This window comes from Amycolatopsis sp. NPDC059657 (assembly GCF_042734395.1).
Lineage (GTDB): Bacteria > Actinomycetota > Actinomycetes > Mycobacteriales > Pseudonocardiaceae > Amycolatopsis.
This window is the reverse complement of sequence record NZ_JBHWEB010000022.1, coordinates 18,751-45,251: the sequence shown is the minus strand read 5'-3', so window position 1 is coordinate 45,251 and position 26,501 is coordinate 18,751. Positions and strand designations below refer to the sequence as shown.

Annotated in this window: 29 protein-coding genes; 9 read left to right on the top strand and 20 right to left on the bottom strand. The window is 68.5% G+C overall.

Annotated features, from left to right (window positions below; genetic code table 11):
• Nucleotides 1-179: 179 nt before the first annotated feature.
• Both ACFV15_RS14885 and ACFV15_RS14880 read right to left on the bottom strand, forming a co-directional pair.
• On the bottom strand, nucleotides 180-1,379 hold the full coding sequence (locus ACFV15_RS14885; RefSeq protein ID WP_378350952.1) for a cytochrome P450: 1,200 nt from the start codon (nucleotides 1,377-1,379) through the stop codon (nucleotides 180-182).
• A 530-nt stretch (nucleotides 1,380-1,909) separates the two neighbouring features.
• Nucleotides 1,910-2,479 carry a DUF4383 domain-containing protein gene (locus ACFV15_RS14880; RefSeq protein ID WP_378350950.1) on the bottom strand — a complete coding sequence of 190 codons (570 nt, stop codon included), beginning with the start codon at nucleotides 2,477-2,479 and terminating at the stop codon, nucleotides 1,910-1,912.
• A 579-nt stretch (nucleotides 2,480-3,058) separates the two neighbouring features.
• Between ACFV15_RS14880 and ACFV15_RS14875 the strand changes: the two genes are divergently transcribed.
• Nucleotides 3,059-4,063 carry a trypsin-like serine peptidase gene (locus ACFV15_RS14875; protein ID WP_378350949.1) on the top strand — a complete coding sequence of 335 codons (1,005 nt, stop codon included), beginning with the start codon at nucleotides 3,059-3,061 and terminating at the stop codon, nucleotides 4,061-4,063.
• Between the two features lie 59 nt (nucleotides 4,064-4,122).
• Nucleotides 4,123-5,532, top strand: a complete 1,410-nt coding sequence (locus ACFV15_RS14870; protein ID WP_378350947.1) for a phenylacetate--CoA ligase family protein — start codon at nucleotides 4,123-4,125, stop codon at nucleotides 5,530-5,532.
• On the opposite strand, the gene ACFV15_RS14865 is transcribed toward ACFV15_RS14870, so the two are convergent.
• From ACFV15_RS14865 to ACFV15_RS14845, 5 genes are all read right to left on the bottom strand, one after another.
• The gene (locus ACFV15_RS14865; protein ID WP_378350945.1) at nucleotides 5,510-6,499 is read right to left on the bottom strand and encodes a DUF3800 domain-containing protein; all 990 of its coding nucleotides are present in this window, start codon (nucleotides 6,497-6,499) and stop codon (nucleotides 5,510-5,512) included. The genes ACFV15_RS14870 and ACFV15_RS14865 overlap by 23 nt on opposite strands.
• 271 nt (nucleotides 6,500-6,770) lie before the next feature.
• Entirely contained in the window at nucleotides 6,771-8,345 is a 1,575-nt protein-coding gene (locus ACFV15_RS14860; protein WP_378350943.1) for an ABC transporter ATP-binding protein, read from the bottom strand.
• Between the two features lie 3 nt (nucleotides 8,346-8,348).
• Nucleotides 8,349-10,037, bottom strand: coding sequence for an ABC transporter substrate-binding protein (locus ACFV15_RS14855; RefSeq protein WP_378350941.1), 1,689 nt, complete (start codon nucleotides 10,035-10,037; stop codon nucleotides 8,349-8,351).
• Between the two features lie 16 nt (nucleotides 10,038-10,053).
• The gene (locus ACFV15_RS14850) at nucleotides 10,054-11,049 is read right to left on the bottom strand and encodes an ABC transporter permease (protein WP_378350939.1); all 996 of its coding nucleotides are present in this window, start codon (nucleotides 11,047-11,049) and stop codon (nucleotides 10,054-10,056) included.
• Nucleotides 11,049-11,984, bottom strand: a complete 936-nt coding sequence (locus ACFV15_RS14845) for an ABC transporter permease (RefSeq protein ID WP_378350937.1) — start codon at nucleotides 11,982-11,984, stop codon at nucleotides 11,049-11,051. The genes ACFV15_RS14850 and ACFV15_RS14845 overlap by 1 nt, the downstream gene beginning before the upstream one ends.
• A gap of 142 nt (nucleotides 11,985-12,126) precedes the next feature.
• Between ACFV15_RS14845 and ACFV15_RS14840 the strand changes: the two genes are divergently transcribed.
• Nucleotides 12,127-13,059, top strand: coding sequence for an aromatic prenyltransferase (locus ACFV15_RS14840; protein ID WP_378350935.1), 933 nt, complete (start codon nucleotides 12,127-12,129; stop codon nucleotides 13,057-13,059).
• Nucleotides 13,060-13,065: 6 nt separating this feature from the next.
• Here the strand turns inward: ACFV15_RS14840 and ACFV15_RS14835 are convergent, their stop codons facing one another.
• From ACFV15_RS14835 to ACFV15_RS14825, 3 genes are all read right to left on the bottom strand, one after another.
• On the bottom strand, nucleotides 13,066-13,248 hold the full coding sequence (locus ACFV15_RS14835) for a DUF2795 domain-containing protein (protein ID WP_378350933.1): 183 nt from the start codon (nucleotides 13,246-13,248) through the stop codon (nucleotides 13,066-13,068).
• A 12-nt stretch (nucleotides 13,249-13,260) separates the two neighbouring features.
• The gene (locus ACFV15_RS14830; protein ID WP_378350932.1) at nucleotides 13,261-13,500 is read right to left on the bottom strand and encodes a hypothetical protein; all 240 of its coding nucleotides are present in this window, start codon (nucleotides 13,498-13,500) and stop codon (nucleotides 13,261-13,263) included.
• Nucleotides 13,501-14,065: 565 nt separating this feature from the next.
• Entirely contained in the window at nucleotides 14,066-15,847 is a 1,782-nt protein-coding gene (locus ACFV15_RS14825; RefSeq protein WP_378350930.1) for a thiamine pyrophosphate-requiring protein, read from the bottom strand.
• A gap of 215 nt (nucleotides 15,848-16,062) precedes the next feature.
• Here ACFV15_RS14825 and ACFV15_RS14820 point away from each other — a divergent pair, with 215 nt between their 5' ends.
• Entirely contained in the window at nucleotides 16,063-16,443 is a 381-nt protein-coding gene (locus tag ACFV15_RS14820) for an STAS domain-containing protein (RefSeq protein ID WP_378350928.1), read from the top strand.
• Nucleotides 16,444-16,488: 45 nt separating this feature from the next.
• On the opposite strand, the gene ACFV15_RS14815 is transcribed toward ACFV15_RS14820, so the two are convergent.
• Genes ACFV15_RS14815 through ACFV15_RS14805 form a run of 3 tightly spaced genes read right to left on the bottom strand, consistent with a single transcriptional unit; the run spans nucleotide 16,489 to nucleotide 17,452 of the window.
• On the bottom strand, nucleotides 16,489-16,755 hold the full coding sequence (locus tag ACFV15_RS14815; RefSeq protein ID WP_378350926.1) for a DUF4235 domain-containing protein: 267 nt from the start codon (nucleotides 16,753-16,755) through the stop codon (nucleotides 16,489-16,491).
• Nucleotides 16,752-17,042, bottom strand: coding sequence for a DUF3618 domain-containing protein (locus tag ACFV15_RS14810; protein ID WP_378350924.1), 291 nt, complete (start codon nucleotides 17,040-17,042; stop codon nucleotides 16,752-16,754). The genes ACFV15_RS14815 and ACFV15_RS14810 overlap by 4 nt, the downstream gene beginning before the upstream one ends.
• Nucleotides 17,039-17,452, bottom strand: coding sequence for a phage holin family protein (locus tag ACFV15_RS14805; RefSeq protein WP_378350922.1), 414 nt, complete (start codon nucleotides 17,450-17,452; stop codon nucleotides 17,039-17,041). The genes ACFV15_RS14810 and ACFV15_RS14805 overlap by 4 nt, the downstream gene beginning before the upstream one ends.
• A gap of 132 nt (nucleotides 17,453-17,584) precedes the next feature.
• Here ACFV15_RS14805 and ACFV15_RS14800 point away from each other — a divergent pair, with 132 nt between their 5' ends.
• The 4 genes from ACFV15_RS14800 to ACFV15_RS14785 all read left to right on the top strand — a co-directional run bounded on the left by ACFV15_RS14800 (nucleotide 17,585) and on the right by ACFV15_RS14785 (nucleotide 20,280).
• Complete coding sequence (locus tag ACFV15_RS14800) at nucleotides 17,585-18,046, top strand: SRPBCC family protein (RefSeq protein ID WP_378350919.1); 462 nt, start codon at nucleotides 17,585-17,587, stop codon at nucleotides 18,044-18,046.
• 81 nt (nucleotides 18,047-18,127) lie between these two features.
• Entirely contained in the window at nucleotides 18,128-18,961 is an 834-nt protein-coding gene (locus tag ACFV15_RS14795) for an aldo/keto reductase (RefSeq protein ID WP_378350917.1), read from the top strand.
• A gap of 61 nt (nucleotides 18,962-19,022) precedes the next feature.
• Nucleotides 19,023-19,475: a hypothetical protein gene (locus ACFV15_RS14790; protein ID WP_378350915.1), complete on the top strand. Its 453-nt coding sequence runs from the start codon at nucleotides 19,023-19,025 to the stop codon at nucleotides 19,473-19,475.
• 142 nt (nucleotides 19,476-19,617) lie between these two features.
• The gene (locus ACFV15_RS14785) at nucleotides 19,618-20,280 is read left to right on the top strand and encodes a PAS and ANTAR domain-containing protein (protein WP_378350913.1); all 663 of its coding nucleotides are present in this window, start codon (nucleotides 19,618-19,620) and stop codon (nucleotides 20,278-20,280) included.
• A gap of 5 nt (nucleotides 20,281-20,285) precedes the next feature.
• Here the strand turns inward: ACFV15_RS14785 and ACFV15_RS14780 are convergent, their stop codons facing one another.
• From ACFV15_RS14780 to ACFV15_RS14765, 4 genes are all read right to left on the bottom strand, one after another.
• Nucleotides 20,286-21,368, bottom strand: a complete 1,083-nt coding sequence (locus tag ACFV15_RS14780; RefSeq protein WP_378350911.1) for a glutamate--cysteine ligase — start codon at nucleotides 21,366-21,368, stop codon at nucleotides 20,286-20,288.
• Entirely contained in the window at nucleotides 21,365-22,570 is a 1,206-nt protein-coding gene (locus tag ACFV15_RS14775; RefSeq protein ID WP_378350909.1) for a protein kinase, read from the bottom strand. Before ACFV15_RS14775 ends, ACFV15_RS14780 begins: the two co-directional genes overlap by 4 nt.
• Before the next feature lie 160 nt (nucleotides 22,571-22,730).
• Nucleotides 22,731-22,886, bottom strand: coding sequence for a DUF6131 family protein (locus ACFV15_RS14770; protein ID WP_378350907.1), 156 nt, complete (start codon nucleotides 22,884-22,886; stop codon nucleotides 22,731-22,733).
• A 78-nt stretch (nucleotides 22,887-22,964) separates the two neighbouring features.
• Nucleotides 22,965-23,693, bottom strand: a complete 729-nt coding sequence (locus ACFV15_RS14765) for a GAF and ANTAR domain-containing protein (RefSeq protein ID WP_378350905.1) — start codon at nucleotides 23,691-23,693, stop codon at nucleotides 22,965-22,967.
• Nucleotides 23,694-23,823: 130 nt separating this feature from the next.
• Between ACFV15_RS14765 and ACFV15_RS14760 the strand changes: the two genes are divergently transcribed.
• Nucleotides 23,824-24,204, top strand: coding sequence for an STAS domain-containing protein (locus tag ACFV15_RS14760; RefSeq protein ID WP_378350903.1), 381 nt, complete (start codon nucleotides 23,824-23,826; stop codon nucleotides 24,202-24,204).
• Here ACFV15_RS14760 and ACFV15_RS14755 read toward each other — a convergent pair.
• The 3 genes from ACFV15_RS14755 to ACFV15_RS14745 are packed head-to-tail and all read right to left on the bottom strand — an operon-like array spanning nucleotide 24,191 to nucleotide 26,443.
• A complete protein-coding gene (locus tag ACFV15_RS14755) occupies nucleotides 24,191-24,571 on the bottom strand; it encodes a response regulator transcription factor (RefSeq protein WP_378350901.1) in 381 nt (126 codons plus the stop codon). The two genes, ACFV15_RS14760 and ACFV15_RS14755, sit on opposite strands and share 14 nt — an antisense overlap.
• Complete coding sequence (locus ACFV15_RS14750) at nucleotides 24,568-26,085, bottom strand: PAS domain S-box protein (protein WP_378350899.1); 1,518 nt, start codon at nucleotides 26,083-26,085, stop codon at nucleotides 24,568-24,570. The genes ACFV15_RS14755 and ACFV15_RS14750 overlap by 4 nt, the downstream gene beginning before the upstream one ends.
• Nucleotides 26,042-26,443, bottom strand: coding sequence for an ATP-binding protein (locus ACFV15_RS14745; protein WP_378350897.1), 402 nt, complete (start codon nucleotides 26,441-26,443; stop codon nucleotides 26,042-26,044). The genes ACFV15_RS14750 and ACFV15_RS14745 overlap by 44 nt, the downstream gene beginning before the upstream one ends.
• Nucleotides 26,444-26,501 lie beyond the last annotated feature (58 nt).

The window sequence follows — 26,501 nt, the reverse complement described above, 5'->3', positions numbered from 1 at the left end:
TGGGTACTGGTACGGGAAAAACGTGTCCGTGGAATGCGCGGCGCGTTACCCCGAAATTCGGCGGATGCATTCGTTTTTCCCGTCTCCGCAGGAAAAACAGCGTGCCGGACATCGGTGACGGTGTCCGTGCGTCCGCACGTGCACCCGGCGACAAGCGGTTCGCGGGAATGTCAGTTCGGTCATGGCCACGTCACGTCCAGCCGGTCGAGACAGACGTGCCTGCCGTTCTGGAAGTACCTGATCGGCCGGTTGAGCACCCGGTAGTCGGGATGCCGCGCGAGTTCCGCCAGCACCGCCTCGAATTCCAGGCGGGCGAGATGTGCACCGATACAGAAGTGGATGCCCGCCCCGAAACCCAGATGGTGCACCGGGCCCCGGTCGAGGCGGAACTCGTCCGGCGCGGCGAACTGGCGAGGATCGCGGTTCGCCGCGCCGGTGAGCAGCACGACCCTGGCGCCGCACGGGATGACCACGTCCGCGATGGTCACCTCCCGCGTGGTGACCCTGGTCCCGTGGTCGACCGGCGACCACAGCCTGAGTGTCTCCTCGATGGCGACCGGAATGAGGCCGGGATCGCCGCGCAGCCTGCTTTGCAGATCGGCGCGCTCACCCAATTGCCACAACAGATGTGACAACGAGTTCATTGTTGTCTCGTGCCCCGCGATGGCGAATGCGACGAGCATCGCGTGCAATTCGGATTCGGTGACCGGCCTGCCGTCGATCCGGGACCGGACCAGCGCGGACAGGTAGTCCTCGCCCGGTTCGGACTTGGCGCGCTTGATCTCGGCGCGGAACAACTCGGCGAACGGCGGCCAGAATCGTTCCGCGGGGCCGTCGCTCGGCATTCGCGTCCAGCTGATCCCGGCGAGTTCCGCGATCCGCCGCTGCGCGCCGGAGGAGAATCCGACCGCGAGCGAGACGACAGCGAGTGGCAACGGCGCCGCCAATTCCGTGACTAGATCACCGCCACCGCGTCGCACCAGTGGTTCGACCAAGTGGCGCACCAGTTTCGCGATGTCGTACTTCAGCCGCCGCACGGCCGGGATGGTGAACGGCGGCCGCATCAGGTCGCGGAAGACGGCCTGTTCGGGGAGGTCGTATTCGAGCGGCGCGAAGCGTGGCGTGTCCGCGGCACGGGGGAACAGCACGCCTTCCGCGGAGCTGAACGTCTTGTGGTCCTTGAGCGCGGCCTCGACATCGTCGTAGCGCGAGAGAATCCACATGCCACCGTGGGCGTGCGAGTACGCGACCCGCTGTCCTTCGCGCAGCGCGCGATGCACGAGCACGGCCATGTCCGGGGTCAGATCCCGGTCGTGGTGGTCGAAATCCCGGCTCAGCCGGGCGCTGGCGAGCTGTGTCGGGTGAGCGCCGGCCATCATCCGCCGATCTTCCCGAGCCGGAGCCGCCGGGGCAACCGCCGTTCGGATCAGCGGCTGACAGTCCACAAAGGACTGTCGCCGTCCCGGAACCCGGTGAGCCCCGCCCGTGGCTCGCCGGGCCCGGGACGGCGGTGGCGGGCAGGCGGACGCGGCACCTGCCCGAAGTCACGCGCACGACGGAGCCGCCCTTTCTTCAGGGTGTGAATGAATGGAATCCGCGCCGCCTGCGGTACCGGAAGATACTCACGCCCCAGCCAGCTCACAAGACCGCGGGGCCGGCCGGCGGATGTGCCGCCCAATGGGGCAGTGCCCGCCCGAATCGGCTAATCGGCAGGGGTGCGCACCAGGCTGTGGACAGACCTGGGCGGGCGAAGAGGTGACAACGCGGGCACGGCGGCGGCCATTGGGGTCCGGGCGGGTCACCGATGGTGATGGCACAGCGCGGGCGGCCTCGGCAAGGTGGCCCCTAATGGAGGCATGAAAAAGCCGCAGACATGGGATGGTCCCGTGCCTGCGGCTTCGGTGGTTCGCTAGTGCGCTGCCTGCTCGCGGTGGGTGTCGGGAGCGGCGTGCTTCGGCCGGGGGATCGGCTCGGTCACGGTGTGGTCGGCCTGGATCGGTTCGGCGGCCACCTCGGGGGGCTCCTCTTCGATCAGGACCTGCTTACGGGCCGGCAGCATCGCGATCACGAGGCCGAGCACCGCGAGGCCGAGGTGCAGCCAGTTGTCGGCGGTGTTCAGGTCGAGCGGGTTGCCGATGGCGGACACCGGGTTCGAGCTGAGCGCCCCGGTGATCATCAGGCCCCAGACGAACGCGGCGCCGTAGCCGAGCAGCAGCAGCCACCCGTAGAAGCGCGCCAGCCCGGAGCCGGTGGCGAGCATGATGCCGACCAGCCCGACCACCAGGTGCACGGTGTTGTGCAGCGGGTTGATCGCGAACCCCAGCAGCGCGGTGTGATGGGGCCCGGCGAAGTCGCCGAACCCGGTGCGGGTGAAGCCGATGATGCCGGCCACGACGAAGGCGATACCCGTCAGCCCGGCCAGGACCTGAACGGGCTGCAGTCCTTTCACCTTGATACGGGCCTTGTTCGCGCGAGTCATCTCAGCGGTCCTCTCCTTCAGGTCAGGCCGTCTCGACCAGGGGTACCCAAAACGGACGCGGCCAAACCCGGGACCTCGGACCTTCGCGGACACGGCACCACCCACGTCCCGGGTCGCGAGTGTCGCCGGCGGTTCTCTTCGAGTGAAGGGCAAAGTCGCCTCACTCGGGTCGGCTGAACGCATGAACGCCACGTTCGCAACGCTGAGCGTTACATACGCCCCGTTCGTTCCGTCCGATGTCGCTCGAGAACCCGCGCAAAAACGACAATACTGGGCAAAAGGTCACTTCTTGAGTCCTTTGTAGACACGCGGCTCGGGTGGCTCGGCGATCTGGACGACGTGAACGCCACTTTCACAATTGAACGTTGTGAAAGTGGCGTTCATGCGTTCAAGCACGCCCGAAGGTGCGCACGCTCGTCCGCTCGACCCACGCACTTCGCGTCAAGGCAAAAGATCTTGCGGGTGAACGTATTTCCCGCGACGGAGCCCGGCTCCTATGTGTGTCGTTCGGGCCACGGTGTTCCGGTCACCGGAGAGCGCTGAACGGACTCACTGTATTCCAAGGCTTGAGGGGGCCTGATGCAGCTCAAAAAGATGATCGTGCCGATGCTCGCTGTCGTCGCTTTGACAGGGGCGGGTGCCAACGCGGCGGCCGCCACCAAAGCGAAAGATCCCAACGCGGCTGTCGTTCAGCAGTCCACACAGGACGCCAAGGACGTCCAGGCATATTGGACTCCCGAGCGGATGAGATCGGCGGTGCCGATGCCAGTTCCCGCGGCTTCGGCGAGTGCTTTGTCAAGCGTGCCAGCGCAAACGCACAAACTGCCCGCGATGTCCGCGCCCGGTTTCGGCAAGGCGGCGACGTCCGGGTTCGGTGCCGACAGCGTGCAGGACGTGACGCAGTCAGGGGTCTGGACCGCGCACGGGCAGATGCCGGCGAGCACGGTCGGCAAGCTCTACTTCACCACGCCCAAGGGCAACAGCGAATGCACGGCGTCGGTGATCGCGTCGAACAACCACAGCATGATCTGGACCGCGGGGCACTGCGCGAGTGACGGCGCCGGGCACTGGTACACCAACTTCCAGTTCGTGCCCGACTATCACGATGGCGTGTGGCCGTACGGTTCGTGGGTGTGGAAGTCGGCTTCGACGCCGACCGCCTACCTCAACGGGCGCAACTTCGACTACGACGTCGCGGCGATCACGCTGTGGCCGTCGAACGGCCGCAAGGTCGCCGATGTCGTCGGCTGGCAGGGCTACAAGTTCAACTGGGGTTACAACTGGTTCGCCTACGAGTTCGGCTACCCGTATGACACCCACCCCGCCCGCGCCGGCATCAACGGCCAGCAGCTGCGCTACTGCGCGGCAGGTACCTGGCAGGCCGGTGGCCAGCAGGCGATCCACTGCGACCAGGGGCACGGTGCCAGTGGCGGACCGTGGCTCGACGACCTGCAGTTCGCCCGCGGCTGGGGTTACCTGGTCGGCAACGTCAGCTATCACCCGTACGAGTGGTCCGACGAGGAGCGCAGCCCGCACTTCGGCGACGCGGCGGTGAACGTCTACAACGCGCAGACCAACGTCTGATCGTTCCGCCTGGCAGCCGGGGACCGATTTCCGTCGGTCCCCGGCTCTACGATGTCGGCATGGATCCTGAACTCGTCAACCAGGCGTACGGCCGGTTCTTCGCGGGCGAGCCCGAGCGGCTCGACCCGGTCGGGCTGTTCGCGCGGGTCGCCGCGTCCGTGCCCGCGTACCGGAAGTTCCTGGCCGAGCGCGGCATCGACCCGGTGTCGGTGCGCACGCTCGAGGACTTCCGGCGGCTTCCGTTGCTGGACAAGGATTCCTACCATCGCCGGTACCCGCTGCCAGAGCTGTGCCGTGACGGCAGGCTCGACGGGTGCGACATGATCGCCGTGTCGTCGGGGTCCAGCGGCACGCCGACCATCTGGCCCCGTTCGCTGGCCGACGAGCTGGCCATCGCGCGGCGGTTCGAGCAGGTGTTCCGCGCCTTCGAGGCCGATCGGCGCAGCACGCTCGCGGTGGTGTGCTTCCCGCTGGGCACCTGGGTCGGCGGGCTGTTCACCACCGCGTGCGTCCGGCATCTCGCGGCGAAGGGCTTTCCGGTCACCGTGGTCGCGCCCGGCAACAACAAGGCCGAGATCCTGCGGGTCATCCCCGAGCTGGCGCCGCACTGCGAGCAGCTGGTGCTGCTCGGCTATCCGCCGTTCCTCAAGGACGTGGTCGACAGCGGCGAGGGCTGGGATCGCTACGACGTCAAGCTGGTGCTGGCCGGCGAGGTGTTCAGCGAGCCGTGGCGTGATCTGATGGCCGAGCGGACCGGCCTGCGCGACCGCGAGCGCGACGTGGTTTCGCTCTATGGCACGGCGGACGCGGGCGTGCTCGGCACCGAGACGGCGCTTTCGGTGTCGATCCGGCGGTTCCTCGCCGACCGGCCGGAGCTGGCGCACGAGCTGTTCGGCGGAGTGCGGCTGCCGACGCTCGTGCAGTACGACCCCGGCAGCCGGTTCTTCGAGGAGGAGAACGGCACGTTGCTCTTCACCGGCGACAACGGGATCCCGTTGGTCCGCTACCACATCGCCGACGAGGGCGGCGTGGTGTCCTATCCGGACATGCTCGAATTCTGTGCCAGGCACGGTTTCACGCCGACACCGGGCCCGGAGCTGCCGTTCGTGTACGTCTTCGGGCGCTCCCTGTTCACGGTCTCGTACTTCGGCGCGAACGTGTACCCGGAGAACGTCACGGTCGGCCTCGAACAGCCGGGCATCAGCGACTGGGTGACCGGCAAGTTCGTGCTGGAGACCGTCGAAGACGCGTTGCGTGACGTCCGTCTGCGGGTGACCGTCGAGCTGGCGCCCGGCCGCACCGGCGACCCAGCGGTACTGGCCGAGTCGATCAGGACGCACGTGGCCAGGCTGAACAGCGAGTTCGCGCACTACGTCCCCGAGGAACGGCAGCTACCCGAGGTGGTGATGAAGGAGGCAGGCGATCCCGAGTACTTCCCGGTCGGCGTCAAGCACCGGTACACACGCTAGGAGCCCAGAGCGAGTGCTCGTCCACGTAGGGGCTTAGCAGGGAGGTGAGTTCGTCGTCGCCGCGCCCGTTGAGCTCCTCGGACGCGATCTTCCTGGCCGTCCCGGCGAGGAAGTCGGCCACCTGCACCCGCGCGTCGGCCCGCGAGTCGACGAACCGGATCTCGTGCAGCCCTGTCCGTGCTTTCACCTGCGCCACCAGGGTTTCCGTCAGCGCGAGTTGTTCATCGTGGACGATCGACACCGTCTCGCCGTCCCGGCTCCAGTACTCGACGGCGCGGATGAGCGCGGGGAACAGCGGGTTGAACGGCATGGCCGGGTCGAGCTGCCGCGCCCGGAACGCTTCCAGTCGCGGCCGGGCCACCGCGAGCGCCTCGACGATCTCGTGCGTCCCGCGCAGCGCCTCGACCTGGACGAAGAACGGCTCGGCCGCACTGGCGCCCTGCCGGTTCTTGGCGCGCACGAGGTCGTTGAACGACGCGAGCAGATTCTCCCGGCCCCGGTTCCCGAGCGCGCGGCACCCTTCCCGATGGAACGCCACCGCGTCCCGCCCGAGCAGGCCCGCGAGCGCGCCCGCGACGAACAACGCCTTGTCGGTGAGATGCACGCGGGCGAGCCCATGGATCGGCCCCGAGGGCCCGAGCAGCCAGACCAGCACCGCCCGATGCTTGCTCCGCAGCAGGTGGTTCGCCTTGTACTCGACCGCGGGCGACCGGATCCGCCCCCGCAGCTCCCGCAGGCACGCGTCGGCGGCCTCGGCCCCGAGCACCACCCCGGCATGCGCGAAAACATCGGTCTCGCCGCCGATGAGCTTCTCGCCCTCCGACCCCGACTCATCGCACGCGACCACCCGCATGACCGGATCCTGCCAGGTCGGCGCGCCCACGTCGATCCAGTTACCCAGCCAGCCCGACGACCGGCCGACCACACACGAAGCCGGAGCATTGGCGACCCCCGTGGTTGAGCGCACAAACGCCACTTATGCAACGTTCAGCGACACATGAGCCCCGTTCGTTCCGTCCAGACAGCACGAAAAGTCGCACAAAAGCGACAATGCTGAACAAAAGTTGGCGGCTTGAGTCCTCCGTGGACGCTCGCTGGACGTTGCTGGGACCCTGAAGTCAAGGTGTGAAGGCTCCCTTCACCAAGCTGTGGCCTGTGAAGGGAGCCTTCACGCAGCTATGGCTCGTGAAGGGAGCCTTCACCAACTCGGCTTGTGTGAAGGCTCCCTTCACGCGGCTTCACGACCCCAAATCGCGGCCGATCTTGGGCACCGAGGCGATCAGGCGCTGCGTGTACGGATGGGACGGCGAGTCGAGTATCGCGGCCGTCGTGCCCTCTTCGACGAGCTTTCCCTTGTGCAGCACGGCGACACGGTCGGCGACGCGCTCGATGACCGCGAGGTCGTGGCTGATGAACAGGCACGCGAAGCCGAACTCGGCGCGCAATGTGTCGAGCAGGTCGAGGATCGACGCCTGCACCGAGACGTCGAGCGCGCTGGTCGGCTCGTCCGCGATGAGCAGTGCCGGGCGCAGTGCCAACGCGCGCGCGATGCCGACACGCTGGCGCTGGCCGCCGGAGAGCTGGTGCGGGTAGCGGTCGCGCAGGCCGGGATCCAGCCGGACCGCGGTGAGCAGTTCGGTCACGCGAGCCGTGAAGTCGCCCTCGAATCGGTGCAGGGCAAGGGGTTCCGCGATGCTCTTGCCGATGGTGGCGCGCGGGTTCAGTGAGGAGGCCGGGTCCTGGAAGACCACGCCGATGCGTTTGCGGACCTGCTTGAGCGCCCGGCGGCCCGCACCCGCGATGTCGATGCCGCCCACGCGGACCGACCCGGCGGTGATCGGGATCAGGCCGGTGATCGCGCCGGAGATCGTGCTCTTGCCGGACCCCGACTCGCCGACCAGGCCCACGACCTCGCCGGGCGCGATGCGGAGGCTGACGCCGTCGACCGCGCGGACGCCGTGTGACCGGGGGTAGGACACCGCGAGCTCGGTGATGTCGACCGCGTAGTCCACAGTGGACGACGCGGGTGGCGTGGTGCCGGAACCCAGTGTCAGCACCGAATCCAGCAGGTGCTTGGTATAGGCCGTCTTCGGCTCGGTGAACAGCTCCGTGACCGTGCCACGCTCGACGACCTCGCCTTCGCGCATCACGACCACCCGGTCGGCCAGCGCCGAGACCACGCCGAGGTCGTGCGTGATCAGCAGAATGGACTGACCGAGCTTGCGCAGCAGCTCCAGGATGCCCGCCTGCACCGTCACGTCCAGCGCGGTGGTCGGCTCGTCCGCGATGACCAGCGCCGGGTCGTTGGCGATGGCCATCGCGATGACGATCCGCTGCAGCTGCCCGCCGGAGAGCTCGTGCGGGTAGGCCCGCATGATCCGGCGCACATCGGTCAGCTCGACCTTCTCGAGCAGCGAATGCGCCCGTTCCTTCGCGGCCGCCAGCGGCTCGCGGCTGTGCACCCTGATCGCCTCGACGAGCTGCGCGCCGACGCGGAACACCGGGTTCAGCGCGCTCATCGGCTCCTGGAACACCATGCCGATCTCGCCGCCGCGCACCGCGCGCAGCTCGGCGGGGGAGAGCCCGTACAGGTCGCGCCCGGCCAGCAGCGCCGAGCCGGAGACGGTGGCCGACGAGGGCAGCAGGCCGAGCAGCGACATGGCGGTCACCGACTTGCCCGACCCCGATTCGCCGACCACCGCGACGACCTCGCCGCGCGCGACGTCGAAACTCACCTGCCTGGCCGCGTGCACGACGCGGCCGGGCAGTGCGAAGTCGACTGAGACGTCGCGCAGCGACAGGAGGGTGTCCATCGGCTACTTCGTCAGTCCGATCTGCAGGTAGTTCGGGTAGGCGGGGAAGGCGCCGATGACGAAGTTGCCGATCTTGGACCCGCGCAGGAACGAGTTGCGCGTGTAGATCAGCGGCACCACCGGCGCGTCCTGCATGACCAGCCGGTCGGCCTTCGCCCATACCTTCCCGGCCTCCGCCGGGTCGACGGTGCCCTGCGCCTGCGTGATGAGCTTGTCGACCTCGGGGTTCGAGTACCGCGAGTAGTTGTAGCCGCCGTTCCCGATCTCCTTCGAGTCGAACAGCGGCTGGATGTTGCCGTTGGCGCTGGGGAAGTCCGGCTGCCACGAGGTCAGCGTGAGGTCGTAGGTGCCTTCCGGGCCGCCGACCAGCGCTTCCCACGCCTCGGAGTCCATCACCCGCAGCTCGGTCTTGATCCCGGCACGCAGCAGCGCGGCCTGCACCGCTTCCGCCTTCTTCGGGTAGTTGTTGCTGTTGTAGAGGACGAAGTCGAGGGGGCCGATGCCGTCGGGGTGCCCGGCCTCGCGCAGCAGTTGCTTGGCCTTCTCGACGTCGCCGCCCGGCGGCGCGGGGTAGAGGTCGTACACCTCGCGCCCCGCGATGCCCTCGGTGATGAGCGTGGTGGCGACGCCGCCCGCGAGTTCGGCGCTGCCCGCGGAGGCGATCTGGTACGACGCCTTGTCGATGGCGTACTGGAACGCCTGGCGCACCTTGGGATCGGCGAGCGCGGGGCGGCGCACGTTCAGCGCGAGGTAGGCGAGCGCGCCGGACTTCGACGTCACGACGCGCTGCTTCGCCTGCTGGTTGCCCTGGATCTGCGCGAGCTGCGCCGGCGCTACGAACGACACGGCGAAAGCGGACTTGTCATTGCCCGCGTCCGCGATCAGCCGCTGCGAGATGACGTCGGTCTGCTGCCCGAGCTGGATCACGATCTCGTCGGGCAGGCCCGCTCGCGCCTCGTCGGTTCCCTTGTCCCAGTGCGGGTTCCGGCTGAGCTTGACCTCGACGCCCTTGGCGTAGGAGGCCACCTGGTAGGGACCGGAGGCGATCGGCTTCTCGGTGTACGACGCGTCCGTGCCCTTGCCCTTCGGCACCGGCGCGAACGGCGGGGTGCTGGCGATCCAGGTCCAGTCGCCGTACGGCTGGCTGAGCCGGAAGATGATCGTCTTCGGGTCGGGCACCTCGATCGACGCCAGCTCCGAGCCCTGGAACGGCCCCTTGTAGCCGTCCGTGCCCGCCAGCAGCTTCTTGTGATACCCGAGCCCGCTGGTGAACGCGTCGGCGAAGGTGCGCTCGATGCCGTACTTGATGTCCGCGGCGACGATCGGCGTGCCGTCGGCGTAGTGGATGTCGTCCTTGAGGGTGAACGTCCACGTCTTGCCGCCGTCGCTGGCGCGGCCGGTGTCGGTGGCGAGGTCGGGGACCACGGTGGCGGGCTTGCCCTCTTCGATCTTCCACGACGTCAGCCTGCGGTGCACGAACCCGAGCATGGTGATCGCCAGGTTCTGGCTCTTCGCCGGGTCGAGCTGCTGGACGCTGAGGTCGCTGAGAATGTAGAGCGTGCCGCCCTTGGTGACCTCGGCCGAGGCGTTCGACGGTCCCTGCGGGTTCGCGTTGCACGCCGCGAGCAGGCCGCCGGTGCCGGTCAGCGCGGCGGCCGCGGTGACGCTTCTGAGAAATGTCCGCCGATCCATGTGGTGTTTCCCCTCTTCAGTGGACACGGGCTCGCGGGTCGAGCAGCCCGTAGCAGATGTCGGCCACGAAATTGGCCACGATCACCAGCACCGCGGCGAACACGGTGATCCCCAGCAGCAGCGGCAGGTCCTTCGACGAGACGGCGTCGATGAGCAGGCCGCCGAGCCCCGGCAGCGCGAACAGCCGCTCGGTGATCACCGCGCCGCCGAGCAGCCCGCCGAGGTCCATCGCGAACACCGTCACCACCGGCAGCGCCACGTTGCGCAGCGCGTGCTTGCCGATCACCGTGCGCTCGCGCAGCCCGATCGCGCGCGCGGTGCGGATGTGGTCCTCGCCGAGCACCTCGAGCATCTGGGCGCGGGTGAGCCTGGCGTAGACGGCGATGTGCACGATCGCCAGCACCAGCCACGGTGTGATCAGGTGCCAGGCCCAGCCGACCGGGTCGTCCGCCAGCGCGACGTACCCGCTGACCGGGACCATGTTGAAGGTGAAGCCGAAGATCAGGATGCCGAGCAGCCCGAGCAGGAAGGTCGGCGCGGACACCCCGGCCAGCGTGAACGCCATGCTGAGCCGGTCCGCCGCCTTGCCGCGGTGCAGCGCGGAGAACACGCCGAGCGCCACGCCGCCGACCAGCCAGATCACCGCCGCGCCGAGCGCGAGCGAGACGGTCACCGGCATCCGGGTGGTGATCAGGTCGGTCACGGTCGCGTTCTGCAGGAACGAGTAGCCGAAGCACGGCGCGTCGCAGGTGATCGCCGTCGGGCCGGAGCCGAAGGTGCGCCCGGCGAAGATGCCGCCGAGGAAGTCGAGGTACTGCTGGATCCACGGCTTGTCGAAGCCCATGAACCCGCGGGCCAGCGCCAGGCTCTCCGGCGTGCACGGCTTGCCGCACGACATCCGCGCCGGGTCCTCCGGCAGCAGCGCGAACAGCGCGTAGGTGCAGAGGCTGATCACCAGCAGCACGAACAGCATTCCGGCCAGCCTGCCGGCGAGAACGCGGAGCACGTGCACTAGCCGCGCACCCCGAATCGGGGATCGAGCGTGTCGCGCAGCGCGTCGCCGAGCACGTTGAACGCCAGCGTCGCCGCGAACAACGCGAGGCCGGGGAAGAGCAGGTAGGTCGGCTGGGTCTGCACCCAGCCGATCGCGTCGCCGATGGTCCGGCCCCAGCTCGGCGTCGGCGCGGTGATCCCGACGCCGAGGAACGACAGCGCCGCTTCGAGGCCGATCAGCTGCGGGATGCTGATGGTGGTCAGCACGATCGCCGGCGCCAGCAGGTTCGGCAGCAGCTCATGCCGGAACACGTGCCACGGCCCCGCGCCGAGCACCCGCGCGGCCGAGACGAAGTCGCGTTTGCGCAGCGAGAGCGTTTGCGCGCGGATCACCCGCGCGGTCCGCGGCCAGTTGAACACCGCGATCAGCGCGATCAGCAGCACCGGCCGGGGCAGCGACGGCGGCGCGACCGCGCCGATGGCGATCATGAAGATCAGCGAGGGGAACCCGAGCAGCACGTCGATGGTCCGCATGACGATCCGGTCCCACCAGCCGCCGAGGTAGCCGGCGCTCGCGCCGAGCACCACGCCCAGCACCATCGCGACGGCCGTCGACGCGAGCCCGATCAGGAACGACGTGCGCGCGCCGTAGACGACGATGGCGAACAGGTCACGCCCGGTGAGCGGCTCGACGCCGAACCAGTGGTCCCAGTCCAGCCCGCCGAGCGGCCCGCCCCCGGTGCTGCCGGGGCCGGTCAGGAGCTCGGTGTGGAAGGTGTACGGATCCTGCCCCTCGATCCCGGCGATCAGGGGTGCCGCGACCCCGGTGACGGCCAGCGCGCCGATGACGATCGCGCTGGTCAGCGCCCATCGATCCCGCTTGAGCGTGCGCAGCAGCTCGCCCGCCGAACGACGGCTCGCGGGCACCCCGATGGGCAGCTGGGACTCGGACACCGCGTCAATCTAGGGCGGTGAGTACCTACCTGGGGGGAGGGTGCGTCGCTATTTCACCCCTTGAGACCAACGATCATCACGTTGTGTAATAGCGACTTCGGCCGGTTGAGGAACGGGCAGGCGAGGAGAAGGATCGGACCCCATGACGTTCATGTCGCCGATCGAGCAGCTCTACCGGGACATCGAACACCTCGCGGGCGCCATGGGCGCGGTCTGCGAGCGGGACACGGTGATGCCGTGCCTAACCGCCTTCGCCGACGGGTTCGCGGGCACCGGCCTGGCGTTCCGCACGACGACCAAGGCGGGCGGCACGCCCGACCTCAGCTACCGCTACACCGGCTTCGGCGGCCCGAGCCCCGATCCGTACCCGATCGCGCTGCGCCACGGGCTGCTGCCCGAGCCGGACGGCCTGGTCGGCACGGCACACCACGAGATCGCGGCGAGGCTGCCCGTCGACATCTGGGGCGCCGATTTCGGTACCACGACGGGGATCGAGAAGATCTACGCGACCTTCGGCGTCGGTGACGCGCAGCCGGTCTCGCGGATCGCCGCGCTGCCGTCCATGCCGAGCGCGATCGACGCCGAGGCGGGGTTCATCGCCAGGTACGGCCTCGGTGACGTGGGCCTGATGGCGGTCGACCTCCGCAGCCGCACGGTCAATCTGTACTTCCACCCGGCGCCGGGCACACTCACCCCGGAGATCGTCTCGCGCATGCTGGCCGACCTGGATCTGGCGATCCCGGCCGACGAGGCGGTGGTACGGCGCTGTGCCGACGCGTTCTCGGTGTACTTCACGTTCAGCTGGGCTTCGCCGCGGATCGAGCGGGTGTGCTTCCCGCTGTTCGTGCCCGCCGCCGAGTTCGCGCCGCTGACCAGGAACCCGATCTTGCTGAGCTTCGCCGAGCACGCGCCCTTCGAAGCCGGGCCGCGATATTTCGTGCACGCGGCCGCGATGACCCCGGTCGGGTACTACTTCAAGGTCGAGAACATCTACCGGTACTACGCGGGCGAGTTCTGGGACTCGATGGCCAAGGCGATACCCCACTGGCGCGAGCCGGCGCTCAAGGACTCGTGAGCCCCTTCACGAGGCCAGCGAGGTGCGGACGGTCTCGAAGCAGTCGTACTCGCGCTCGGGGAGTTTGCCGAGCTGACCGAGGATTTCGTCATCGCCGCCTTGGGCCGCGGCCGACCTGAGCAAGACGTCGCGGCCGCACGGGTACTCGGCTTCGCCCACGTACCTGGACCAGTCGATCTCGTCGCGCATCGCGAAAACTCCCTAAGAGGCCAATGGTTTTTCGACGTCCAGTACCTGCCCCAGTTCGAGCCGCTCGGCGACCGACAGTGGGACGGTGGCGAAGTGGACCTCGCCATTCGCGTCCGGGGCGGTGGTGACGGCCAGTGTGAGGCCGTTCTCGGATTCCGCGACCGCGACGCGCCCGCCGCACGACAGCTCGACCACGGTGGCCGGGGGCGTTTCGCGCCACCCGAGCCAGCGACTGACGAAGGCGAAGGCCATGATCGATCTCCCTCGTGATCCGGTGTGATCCGAGAGTGCCCAAGAAACCTGATGTTCACACGTTCACCCGGTTCAACGCCCGCGCGAGCAGCTCCGGCTCGGCGACCGTCACGGTCAGCGAAGGGTGTTTGAGCAGGCCGAACGGGTCGATTCCCGGCACTGGCGAACGAAAACGGATCCGAGTGAGGGCCTCCCTCACTCGACCCAGGTTGGTGAGGCCCCCTTCGCCCAGATATGCGCAATGCCGGGTGGTTCAAGGCTCGGCCCGGACTGTCCAGCGACGCGAAACCCGACTTCGGGCCATCCAGTTGCCCAAACTCGGGTTTCGCGAAGATCAACTTTCCCGGATGACACGGCTCACGCCCAAGCGAATGTCCACAAAGGACGCAAGCTGTCACACCTTCTGCCCCGCTTTGTCGCATTTGTCCGAGATTGTCGGCGTTATGGACGGAACGAACGGGGCGTATGTGTCGCTCAGCGTTGCAAACGTGGCGTTTGTGCGTTCGACCGACCCACGCGGCATCCGGGAACAGAGTCTTGACCCTCACTCAAGCCGAGTCCGCGGTCACGGCAGCAGTTCCTGGGCCTTGGTCTTGATGCCCTGCTTGATCAGATGCCACGCGTTCGGGTCGCCTTTGAGCACCGCCTCGGTCATCGACTTGATCTGCTCGAACGTCGCGTGCGGCGGGATCGGTGGCACCTCGGGATCGCAGTGCACGTCGATGACGGTCGGCACGCTCGCGCTGAGCGCCACGTCCCAGGCGGGCCCCAGCTGGTCGGGGTGCGTGACGGTGATGCCGCGCAGGCCGATCCCGGTCGCGAAGTCCGCGTAGGACACATCGGGCAGTGTCTGGGACTCTTCGAACTTCGGGCCGCCGCCCATCGCGCGGAGCTCCCAGGTGACCTGGTTGAGGTCGTTGTTGTGGAACACGCAGATCACGCATCGCGGGTCGTCCCACAGCTCCTGGTAACGCGCGATCGTCAGCAGCTCGGCCAACCCGTTCATCTGCATCGCGCCGTCGCCTGCCAGCGCGATCACCGGCCGGCCGGGGAAGGCGTGCTTCGCGCCGATCGCGTACGGCACGGCAGCGCCCATGGTGGCGAGCGTGCCGGAGAGCGAGCCACGCATCTGCCCGCGCATCCGCAGATTGCGGGCGTACCAGTTGGCGGCCGATCCCGAATCCGAGGTGACGATCGCGTTGTCCGGGATGCGCAGCGAGAGCTCGTGCACCACCCGCATCGGGTTCACCGGGCTGGCTTCGAGTAACGCCTGATGCTCGACCGTCTCCCACCATCGTGTCACGCCCGACTCGACGCGCTCGCGCCACTTGCGGTCGTCTTGGCGTTCCAGCAAGGGGATCAGCCGCTGCAGCGTGCTTTTCGCGTCGCCGAGCAGGTTGACCTCGGTGGGGTAGCGCAGCCCGATGAAGCGAGGGTCGATGTCGATCTGCACCGCGCGCGCCTGGCCGAACTCGGGAAGGAACTGGGCGTACGGCATGTTGGAGCCGACGATGAGCAGCGTGTCGCAGTCCCGCATCAGCTCGTAGCTCGGCCGGGTGCCGAGCAGCCCGATGGAGCCGGTGACGTACGGCAGGTCGTCGGGCAGTACATCCTTGCCCAGCAACGCTTTGGCCACCCCGGCGCCGGTGAGCTCCGCGACCTCGCGCACCTCGGTGACCGCGTTGCGCGCGCCCTGGCCGATCAGCATCGCGACCTTGCGGCCCGCGTTGAGCACCTCGGCCGCGCGGGCGAGTTCGTCGGTCGGCGGCACCACACTGGCCCTGGGATGGTCAGGCGGGCTCGACGGCACGTGCTTGAACTCGTGTTTCGGTGGTATGTAAGGGGATTCCTGCACATCTGCCGGGATGATCACGACCGTCGGCGCGCGCTGCGCGATCGCGGTCCGCATCGCCCGGTCGAGCGCGTTCGGCAGCTGCTCGGGCACGTTGACCTCGACGAGGTACTCGCTGGCCACGTCCTTGAACAGCGACTGCAGGTCGACTTCCTGCTGGTAGCTGCCGCCCATCGCGCTGCGCGCGGTCTGCCCCACTATCGCCACCACCGGGACATGGTCGAGCTTCGCGTCGTAGAGCCCGTTGAGCAGGTGTATCGCGCCAGGCCCGGAGGTAGCCATACACACCCCGGGCCTGGCGCCGAACTTGGCGAAGCCGACGGCGGCGAGCGCCGCCATCTCTTCGTGGCGCACCTGCACGAACCGCGGTTCGTTCTTGGCGTCGCCGAACGCCGTGACGAGCCCGTTGATCCCGTCACCGGGGTAGCCGAAAACCTGCTCGACACCCCATTCGCGCAACCTGGCCAGCACATGGTCCGCAACGGTTTCAGTCATGCACCGGTGGGTACCGCCGGTCGGCGGCGGCTAAACGTCGGGCTCTGGCGCGGTTTGGTTCACAGTGAAACGGAACGGGTACCCCAGGAACCGGACGTGAAACGACCCAGGGTTGACCTGAGCCGTCAGCGCGGTACCGTCGTAGTCACTGACTGTTGTTCAGACACGTGCTCGGTCAGCCACCCTGCGGGGAACCGCTGCGAGAGGAGCACACAATGAGCGCGCTGTTCTTAGATCCCGATTACACGGGCGGATTGTCTTGTACGCTCACCCGTCCGTCACCAGGGGTGACGGTGGTGACCGTGGTCGGCGAGGTCGACACCTCCACCATGCCGAGACTCGCCGACGTGCTCGGTGACGCCTCCGCTGTCACCGATCGGGTGATCTTGGACCTGTCCAGAGTCGGTTTCCTCAGCTGTAGTGCGCTGCGGGTGCTGCACCAGACCCAGGAGCGGATCAGCCTGGTGGTGGTCGCGGCCGGGCGCGTCATCCCGCGCACCCTCGCGGTGACCGGCATGGACGGCCTGCTCGAGGTGTACCCCGACCTGGCGACCGCCATCGCGGCGCGCCGCCGCCGCCCGACTTCGGCGCCCTAGGCCCGAGTGCGCCGGCCACTGCGGCCGGCGCACCGAGCGCGGGGTTCAGTCCTTTGTGGGCCAATCGCCGGTCGCCTTCTTGTAGCCGATGGCGCCTGCGCGGTCCGTCGCGGCCTTCACCGCGCCGAAGATCGCGCCCTGCGCCGCGGCGGCGATGATCACCTGGCCCCAGCCGAAATCGCGGTCGGTCGCGTTCGGCGCCTCTTCTTCGCCGCTGACCCGTTTCCAGATCTGCTTGAACGCCATGCTCGCGAGCACGCCGCCGAGTCCGCTCACGACCAGGCTCAGTGGTTTGTACAGCAACGCGCTCATGACCTGCTCCTGCTCACGATGATCTTGATGACGATCAGCAGCCCGGCGAATCCGGCGAGCACCGGGATCTTGTTGCGGCGCACCACTTCCGCGCCGGCACGGACCTTGCTCGCGGCGGGCTCCGGCAGCTTCGCCGTCGCCTCGTCGAGCTTCTCGTCCACGCTTTCCTTCACCCGGGTCTTCACGTCGAGCTTGGTGCCCAACGCTTCCAGTGTCTCGGTGAGCTCTTGGCGGGTCACCTCGCGGTCCAGTTTCGCTTCTTCGGCGTTCTTCGGGAAATCGCTCATGAGCGCACCCCTTGCTTGACGGTTTCGACGTCGTCGCGGACGCCTTCGATGGCTTCTTCCGGCACCGGTGGCACGGCCTGCTGGACTTCCTTCTTGCCTGCCAGCGCCGAGATCCCGGCGAGCAGCAGCAACGCGGCGCCGACGATGACGGCCGCCAGCCAGCCGGGCACGACGAGCGCCAGCGCGAGCACCGCGGCGGCGACCAGCGTGGCCGCGCCGAACAACGCCATCAGCCCGGCGACACCGAACAGCCCGGCGCCCAGACCCATGCGCTTTCCCTTGCGCTGCAACTCGAACATGCCGATGCGCAACTCGTCGCGCACGAGCCGTTTCAGCTCGTCGGACAGGTCCGTCACCAGCTCACCGAGCGAACGCTCCTCGGGTGGCCGCTTGCGTGCTTCTTCGATCACTGATCACACCTCCCGGTTCGAATGGGTGCCGGGTACCCGGGAGCGGACGTCCCTAATCACGCCCCGTATCCACGTTTGCCGATCGAGTCGCCGGGTAACCGTTTTTCACCGACCACCGACAAGGAGGCGTGAATGAGCACGATCACCGAAATCGTCGAAGTCGACGTTCCGGTATCCACCGCGTACAACCAGTGGACCCAGTTCGAATCCTTCCCGGAATTCATGGAAGGGGTCGAACGGATCAACCAGGTGGACGCGACGCACACCCACTGGGTCACCAAGGTCGGCGGCGTCACCAGGGAGTTCGACGCCACCATCACCGAACAGCACCCGGACGAACGGGTGGCGTGGCGTTCGGACGCCGGTCCCGACCACGCGGGCGTGATCACGTTCCACCGGCTCGCGGACCAGAAGACCAGGGTGACCGCCCAGCTGACGATCGACCCCGAGGGTTTCGTCGAGAACGTGGGCGACAAGCTCGGCATCCTCGATCGCCGGATCAAGTCGGACATGGAGCGGTTCAAGGAGTTCATCGAGAAGCGCGGCCGGGAGACCGGCGCGTGGCGCGGTGACGTGGATCATCCTGGCACCTGATCGGGTGGACAACGGCGGTGCGGCCTCCCTATGGCCGCACCGCCGTGTTTGCGCGCCCGCGCGCACGGGTAGGCGAAGGTCATGAGCACAATCACCGTTCCGGATGTCGAACTGGCCAACGGCGGCACCATCCCGCAGTTCGGGCTCGGGGTCTTCCAGATCCCGCCGGACGACACGGCCGAGGTCGTGCGCGAGGCGCTGGAGGCCGGCTATCGCCATCTCGACACCGCGCAGATGTACCGCAACGAGAAAGGCGTCGGCGAGGGAGTGGCGAAGTCCGGTGTCGCCCGTGAAGACGTCTTCATCACCACGAAACTCGCCAACGACGCGCACGGCTACGACAACGCGATCAACGCGCTCGAAGGCAGCCTGCAGCGGCTCGGCACCGACTACGTCGACCTCTACCTGATCCATTGGCCGTTGCCTGGCAAGGATCTTTACCCGGCCACCTGGACGGCCTTGGGTGACATCCTGCGCGCGGAGAAGGCTCGTGCGATCGGTGTCTCGAACTTCCAGCCCGCGCATCTCGACCGCCTGCGCGAAGAGTCCGGCGTCGTGCCGTCCGTCAACCAGATCGAGCTGCATCCCTTGCTGCAACAGGAGGAACTGCGCGCGTACCACCGCGGACACGGCATCGTCACCGAGGCGTGGAGCCCGCTCGCGCAGGGCGAGGTGCTCGCCGGCCCCGTGCTGGCCAAGCTCGCCGAAAAGCACGGCAGGTCCGCCGCGCAGATCGTGCTGCGCTGGCACATCCAGCTCGGCAACGTCGTCTTTCCCAAGTCCGCCAACGCCGAACGGCTGCGCGAGAACATCGACATCTTCGATTTCGAGCTCGACGACGAGGACATGCGGTCGATCACGGGGCTCGACGCCGGCCGCCGCACCGGGCCCGATCCGGACACCTTCGCGGGCTGAGGGCGTTTCCCCGCGTCGCCGCCTGGGTACCTCCGGTGAAGACGCAGAAAGGAGCGCCCGCATGGACACGAACGCGTACTTGACGTTCTTGCTGATCGGGGTGGCGCTGGTCGCGGTCGACGGCCAGATCATCTACCGCAGCGGCCGCCGGTACCTCGAGAACTCCTACGGCGACGCCGAAGCGGGTGCTTCGATGACCCGCCTCGTGACCGTGCTGTTCCACTTGGCCGTGCTAGGCCTGCTGGCGTTGCTCTCGACCATCGACATGGGCGGCAGCGACCTGCCAGGCATCGTCGGCCGCGTGGGCGTGCTCCTGCTCGTGCTGGCGATCGCGCACGGCATCACGCTGGCCGTGCTCGGCCGCATCCGCGAGGAGCAGGTCGACGAGGCCGCCGTGACCGGCCGCCGCCAGCAGCGCGTCGAGCCAGAGCAGCAGGGCACCACGGTCACGCCCGTTCCCGGACAGGAAGGCCGCTACCCCGCGGTCAGCCCGTCGCTCGACAACCGGCCTTAGTCCCTCCCGCCCGAGCCCTCTCGCGGAACCGTGGGACATCCCGCGAGTGCGCTCGCGCGCGGGTGGATCGGCCGTTCGATACCTTTTCAAACCGGTGTGGAACCACCTTGTCGATCGTCTGTGCACGGAGGAGCAGAGTCCGATGTCTTGGCAGGAGCGGCCTGTCCCGGCTTCGAGTAAGGGAACCAACGCGGATCAGGTGGGTCTTTTCCATTACAACGTGAAGTCGGCGAAATGGACCTGGTCACCCGAGATCTTCGAGATGCACGGCAGGCGGCCGGGTGAGGTGGAACCCACCACCGAGCTGCTGCGCCGCCACCGGCATCCGGACGACCCCAGTCAGCTGGCCGATGTGATCGTCGCGGCCAGCGCGCCGTTCAGCAGCCAGCACCGGATCAAGGCCGTCGACGGCCGTACCGTGTCGATCGTGGTCGTGGGGGAGCCCGACCGAGGTGAGGACCGGGCTGTCCGCACGGTCCACGGCTACTTCATCGACCTGACCTCGAGCAAGGCCGCCGAGGCCGAGCTGCGCCACGACTTGGAGGACGAAGCGGCCGGCATGCGTTTCGCGATGTCGTCGCGGGCGCCGATCGAGCAGGCCAAGGGCATGATCATGCTCGCGTACGGCTGCAACGCCGCCGACGCGTTCCAGGTGCTGATCGACGCTTCGCAGCAGTCGAACACCAAACTGCAGACACTGGCCACGAGCCTGGTCGCGGCGATGGAGACCGGTGTCGCGCAGCCGGAGTCGGCCCGCGCGAAACTGGAGGCCGCGCTGCTGCGGCTAGGCCGCCGCGCGGGCTGAACGACTCACGAGGGCGGCTGGACCGTGAGCAGGTCGACGACCGCGCGGGCGCCGCCGCCGTCGGCGAACGCTCGCCGCTGCCGTTGCGCGCCGCTGCCGTCGGCGCGGTGCCTGGCCAGTCCCTCTTCGGCGAACTCGTGGTCGCCGGTCGACTTGAGCGCGCTCGCCACGTGCGTGAGCAGCTCGTCGAACACCACCGGGGCGGGGACGAGGTCGCCGTGCACGGGATGCGGCACGCGGCCCTCCGCGCCGTCGCGTGAGGCGCGCCACAGCTGCCCGCGCAGTACCTCGTTCGGCAGTTCCGGCAAGGTTTCCTCGCCGTCGAGCGCGGTCTGGACCAGTCCGCGCGCCAGCACGGCGAGCAGTGCCGCGTGCTCGGGGACGGCGGCCACGTCGGCTACCCGGAACTCGACGGTCGGCTGATTGTCGGAAAGCCTTACGTCCCAATAGACCATGCCGCGGTCGAGGATGGCGCCCGCGCGCAGCCAGCCGTCGATCAGGCTCTCGTAGTGGTCGAGCGAGCTGAACCGCGGCGGGGGACCGGCGGACGGCCAGCGGGTCCATTGCTGGTAGCGCCAGCTGCTGTAGCCGGTGTCCGCGCCGTCGGCGATCGGTGAGTTCGTCAGCAGCGCGAGCAGTGCCGGAAGTCTTCGCCGGACCTGGTTGATGACCCGGACACCCGCTTCCCTGTCCGGGATGGCGACGTGGACGTGGCAGCCGCAGGTGGCGCCGCTCTGGGCGGTGGCCCCGAAATGCTCGGCCATCCGCTGATACCGCGCGCCGCGCGTGATGCCGGGCGGGCCCGGTTCAGGCAGCGGCGCGGTGCCGCTCGCGAGCAGCCGGAGCCCGCGCCTGGCGGCGGCGCCCGCGAGTTTCGCGCGCAGCGATTTCAGCTGGGCGAGCACCTCGCCGGGGGTCACGCAGATGCCGGTGGCCGATTCCGCCTGCGCGCGGGTGAGTTCCTTCTGCAGCTCGCCGTCGGGCTCCTCGGCCTCCTCGACGACCTCGCCGCCGTACTGGGAAAGGTGACCTGCCGCGTCGACCACAAAGAATTCCTCTTCCACCCCGAATGTGAGTGGTTCGCTCATTCCTTGGGCCCTTTGCCCTTCTCTTTGATCTTCTTCGGCGTTTGCGCCTTTCCTTCGCCCTTTTGGGCTGTCGCGGCCTGCTCCTGTTGCTGGTGAACGGCCTCGGCGGGCAGCTCGGCCGAAGCGACCGCGGGAATGGGCACCACGACGTCCGGTGGACGCGTCGTCGTGCCGGGATCGGCGACCTGCTGCGGGGGAGCCGACGGCCGCGGGTCGGTGTCCGAGCTCTTGCCGACGGCGAAGGTCAGCGAAACCGCGGTCAGCAACCCGAGCGCCGCCACGACCCGGTTGCGGCGCACACCGCGCTGCTCGGGGATGGGGGTGGTGCCCGGCGGGCGGAGCAGCGCCGCGACCTCGGCGGCGGCCGGGCGTTTTTCCGGCTTCCTGGCGGTCATCCGCCGCAGCAGCGCCGACATCTCACCCGGCAGGTGCGGCGGGATCACCGGCTGCCGGTGCACCCGCGCGACCGCGGATTCGACCGCCGTGCCCGGGTACTCCCGGTATCCGGTGAGGCATTCGAGCAGTACCAGGCCGAGCGCGTAGATGTCGGCCGCCGGCCCTACCTCCTGGCTGAGCACCTGTTCCGGCGCCATGTACGCGGCGGTCCCGACGACCTCGCCGGTCCGCGTGATCGCGGTGGCCTCGACGAGGTGCGCGATGCCGAAATCACCGAGCAGCGGCTCGTCGCCCGCCAGCAAGATGTTGCCGGGCTTGAGATCCCGGTGCGTGACGCCGTGCGCGTGGATGTACGCCAGCGCGTCGGCCAGCTTCACCGCCAGCGTGGTCACCTCGGCCGGTTCGAGCACCCGCGCGCGCAACCGGGCGCCCAGTGTCGGCCCGTCGACCAGCCGCATGACCAGATACGGCCTGCCCTCGTGGGTGCCGAAACCGGACATCGTCACCAGCCCGGGGTGGTCGAGACCACGCAGGATGGCGGCCTCGCGCGGCTGGCGGGTGGCGGTGCCGGGGAGGAACAGTTTCACCGCGACTTCCCGGTTCTCCAGCCGATCGCGGGCCTGGAACACCTGCGCGGTGGCACCGGCCCCGATGACCGGGCCCAGCTCGTAGCGGTTCGCGATCAGCCGAGGTTCCAGCCCGCGCTGACCGGGCACCAGCTTGGTCAGCGTGAAGCTCGGCCAGGTGCTCGTGGAGTCGTGCCCTCTGCCGCCCATCGCCAGCGCACCCGATCCTCTCGGTGTCATGGAATAGCAGTCCGGGGCTACCCGCCAGGCCGCCAGGCCAAACGGTTTCCGCGCCCGGAAAGGTCAGCCTATCGGCGTTGTACACCCCAGGAAGTCGTGACGCGGCGGAGGGCCGGCACCCACCAGGGGTGCCGGCCCTCCGCCGCGGGGATCCGGTGTGTCAGTACCAGTGCGCGCGGCCGCCGACCATGGTGCCGGTGCGGCCCAACAGTGCCAGGACGAGTCCTGCCACCACGAGAACAATACCGATCGTCCAGATGATCGAAATCCCGGTGAGGAATCCGATGATCAAGAGAATGACTCCGAGAGTGATCACTTTTCGAGTCCTTTTCCAGTGGGGACTGTCTACAGCGGGAATGCCCGGTTTCCCGGCGCTTCAAACCTTGTTTTTCTTTCACAGGTCAAGGTCCAGATGCCGGGTCGCCAAAGTTTTGGCGAGCTCGGCGAGTTTGACGTTGAGTTCTTGCGAAGCGGCGCGCAGGATGTCGAATGCCTTTTCCGCGTCGACACCGCGCCGGTGCATCAGGATTCCTTTCGCCTGTCCGATGACGTCTCGGCTGTCGAGTGCCTTGCGCAGATGCTCGGCTTGCAGCCCGGCGAGTTCCAGCGCCCGCGTGTGTGCCAGTACGAGCGAGGCGTGGGTGGCGAGCAGCAGCGCGATGTTCGCGTCCGATTGCGTGAAAGCGGCTTTACGAGAGGAAAAGATATTGAGCGCGCCGCTGAGCCTCGGCGGTTTCGCGTCCGGTATCAGCGCCGTCGCCAGTGCCGAGTGGTAGCCGCGCTCGGCGGCGGCCGGGCCGAAACGGGGCCAGGTGGCCGACGCGGCCAGGTCGTCGCTCTGGCCGACCGCGGGTCCCGGCGCGCGGGCCGCGTCCAGGCAGGGGCCCTCACCGAACTTGTACTGCAGCTGGTCGAGCTCGGTGGCGGCGGGCTCGGTCTCCACCGGCGTGTGGAAGGAGCCGTCGTCGCCGCGCAGCGTCACGCTCACCAGGTCGGCGCCGGGAACGAGCTCACAGGTGGCGAGCACGATCCGCTCGAGCGCGCCTGCCACGGTGGTGGCATCGAGCAGTGTTCTCGTGAGGTCCGCGAATCGCGCGGCCAGTGCGCTTTCGTCCATAGCCATGACAGGTTCCCCTGCCGGTCACACCCCAAACCACGGCGCGGGTGACCAGGCGTGCCCAAGCTGTGACCGGCTTGGTTGTGAGCGGTGGCGCGGCGGCGCTATCGTGCCCCTCAGCCGGGAGGAGACAGGTATGCCCACCGAGCCGCTGCCGCCGCCTGGCGATGACGTGCTCATCCGGATCAGCCGGATGGAAACGGTCTGCGTCGTGCGGGTGTCCGGCGAAGTGGACCTGGTCAGCGCGGCCACGGTCGAGCAGGCGCTCACCGGCACCCTCGAGCCCGTCCCCACCGGCCTCGTCGCCGACCTGTCCGGCGTCACCTTCTTCGGATCCAGCGGGTTGAGCGCGCTGGTCGCGGCCGAGGACCGCGCCAAGACCGCCGGTGTGCCCTTCGCGGTGGTCGCGGCGAGCCGCGAGGTGCTGGTGCCGATGCGGGTGACCGGGCTGGACGAGCTGCTGGCGGTCCACCCGACGGTCGACGACGCCGTGCGGGCCGTCGCTAACCCGGACTAGCCGACCCCAGCCGCCGGACCGCGGCGACGATCTCCGCGTTGGTCACGCCCTTGACGAGGTATTCGGCGGCGCCCAGTTTCTCCATCTCCCGCACCATGCCGAGGTCGCTGTAGGCGGAGAACGCCAATATCCGCGTGCGCGGCGAGCGCACCCGGATCTCCCGCGTGGCCCTTGTCCCGCCACCGCCCGGCATCCGGACGTCGAGCACGACGACCGAGGGGGTGAACCGCGCGGCGAGCTCGATCGCCTCGTCGGTGTCGCTCGCGGTCGCGATCACGTCGAAGTCGGGCTCGGCGTCGAGCACGTCGCGCAGTGCCTCGCGGATCATCGGGTCGTCGTCCGAGACGAGCACGCTGAGCCGGGTCATGGCCGCTTTCCGGGGGACGGTACCCAGAAGTCGACCGTGGTGCCCTCGCCCGGTGCGCCCCGCACCGTCCACCAACCGTCGGCGGCTTCGGCCCGCTCGCGCATCTCGATCAGCCCGAAATGCTCTTTCGCGGCGTTCGCCACCTGCTCGGTCAAGCCGACGCCGTCGTCGATGACCCGCACCCGGATGCCGTCGTCCTCCGAGGTCAGTGTCAGCTCGACACTGCTCGCGTCCGCGTGTTTACGCACGTTCACCAGCGCCTCCTGGCAGATGCGGAAGATCGTGATGGCGGTCGCGGCCGACGGTTCGGCCGCCAGCGCGTGGGTCAGGCCGAACCGCAGTCCCGACGGGCCGACCACGTCGTCCAGATAGCTGGTGAGCGCGGCCACCAGCCCGTGCCGGTCGATGGCGGGCGGGCGCAGCCCGTACACCAGGTTGCGCAGCCTGCCGATGGTGCCGGTGACGGCCTCGTCGAGCTGGGTCAGCCTGGCGCTGTGCTCCGGCAGCTGGGCGGCGAGCAGCTGGAGCCGCATGCCGACGGCGACCATCGCCTGGATCGAGTCGTCGTGCACGTCCCAGGCGATGCGGCGGCGTTCGCGTTCCTGTGCCTCGACCAGGTGCGTGAGCAGGCGGCGGCGCTCGCCGAGCGCGCTCTCGGCCACCCGGCGTTCGGTGAGGTCGCGGGTGACCTTGCCGAAGCCGCGGAGTTCGCCGGTCTCGTCGAACAGCGCGGTGATGACCACGTTGGCCCAGAAGCGGGTGCCGTCTTTGCGCAGGCGCCAGCCTTCGTCTTCGAGGCTGCCTCGCGCGATGGCGGTTTCGAGTTCGCGGCCGGGTTTGTCGGTGGCGATGTCTTCCGGCGGATAGAAGGTGGAGAAGTGCCTGCCGATGATCTCGCCCGCCGTGTAGCCGTTGATGCGCTCGGCGCCCGCGTTCCAGCTGGCCACGTGGCCGCCGGGATCGAGTATGAAGATGCCGTAGTCGACCACGCCCTGCACCATCAGGCGGAAGCGTTCCTCGCTCTCCCTGAGCGCGTTTTCGGTCGCCCGGCGTCCGGTGAGGTCGCGGGTGACCTTGCCGAAGCCCTGCAGCTCGCCGGTCTCGTCGAACAGCGCCGTGATGATGACGTTGGCCCAGAAGCGGGTGCCGTCTTTGCGCAGGCGCCAGCCCTCGTCTTCGAGGCTGCCCTCTGCGATGGCGGTTTCGAGTTCGCGGCCGGGTTTGTCGGCGGCGATGTCTTCGGGCGGATAGAAGGTGGAGAAGTGCTTGCCGATGATCTCCTCGGCGCGGTAGCCCTTGATGCGCTCGGCGCCCGTGTTCCAGGTGATGATGTGGCCACCGGGGTCGAGCAGGAAGATGGCGTAGTCCACGACATTCTGGACGAGCAGGTTCAGCGCTGATTCGTGGCCGTCAGCTGGCATACCGTAGCTTGGCACGATCAGCGCCCGGTGGCAGGCCGCGAGGCTGCGATCAGGCTTCGGCCTCGACGGGTACCAGGGCCGGAGTGAACTCACACCACACGACCTTCCCGTGATCGGCGGGCGTGAAGCCCCACCTGGTGCTCAGGTTCTCGACCAGCTTGAGGCCCCAGCCGCCGTCGCTGCCGGACTTGCGGATCCGGGGCGGGTGCGTGGTGGCGTCGGCGACCTCGACGCGCACGTGCCACGGGGTGCCGCTCAGCCGGAGCATCGGCGTGCCGCCGCCGTGCGCGAACGCGTTGGTGACCAGCTCGGACGCGACGAGCACGACATCTTCGTGTTCACCGGCATAACGCCAGGCCGTCAGCATGTCGCGGACGAAGCTCCTGACGAGCGTGGTCTGGTCGCCGGAGAGGCGGAGCTCCGCCTGCCGCGAGCGAGACCGGTTGTCCATGAGGGCACTGTGCGGCACGGGGCCTCGCGCGCGCGAGATGCGACGGTCACCCCTCGAC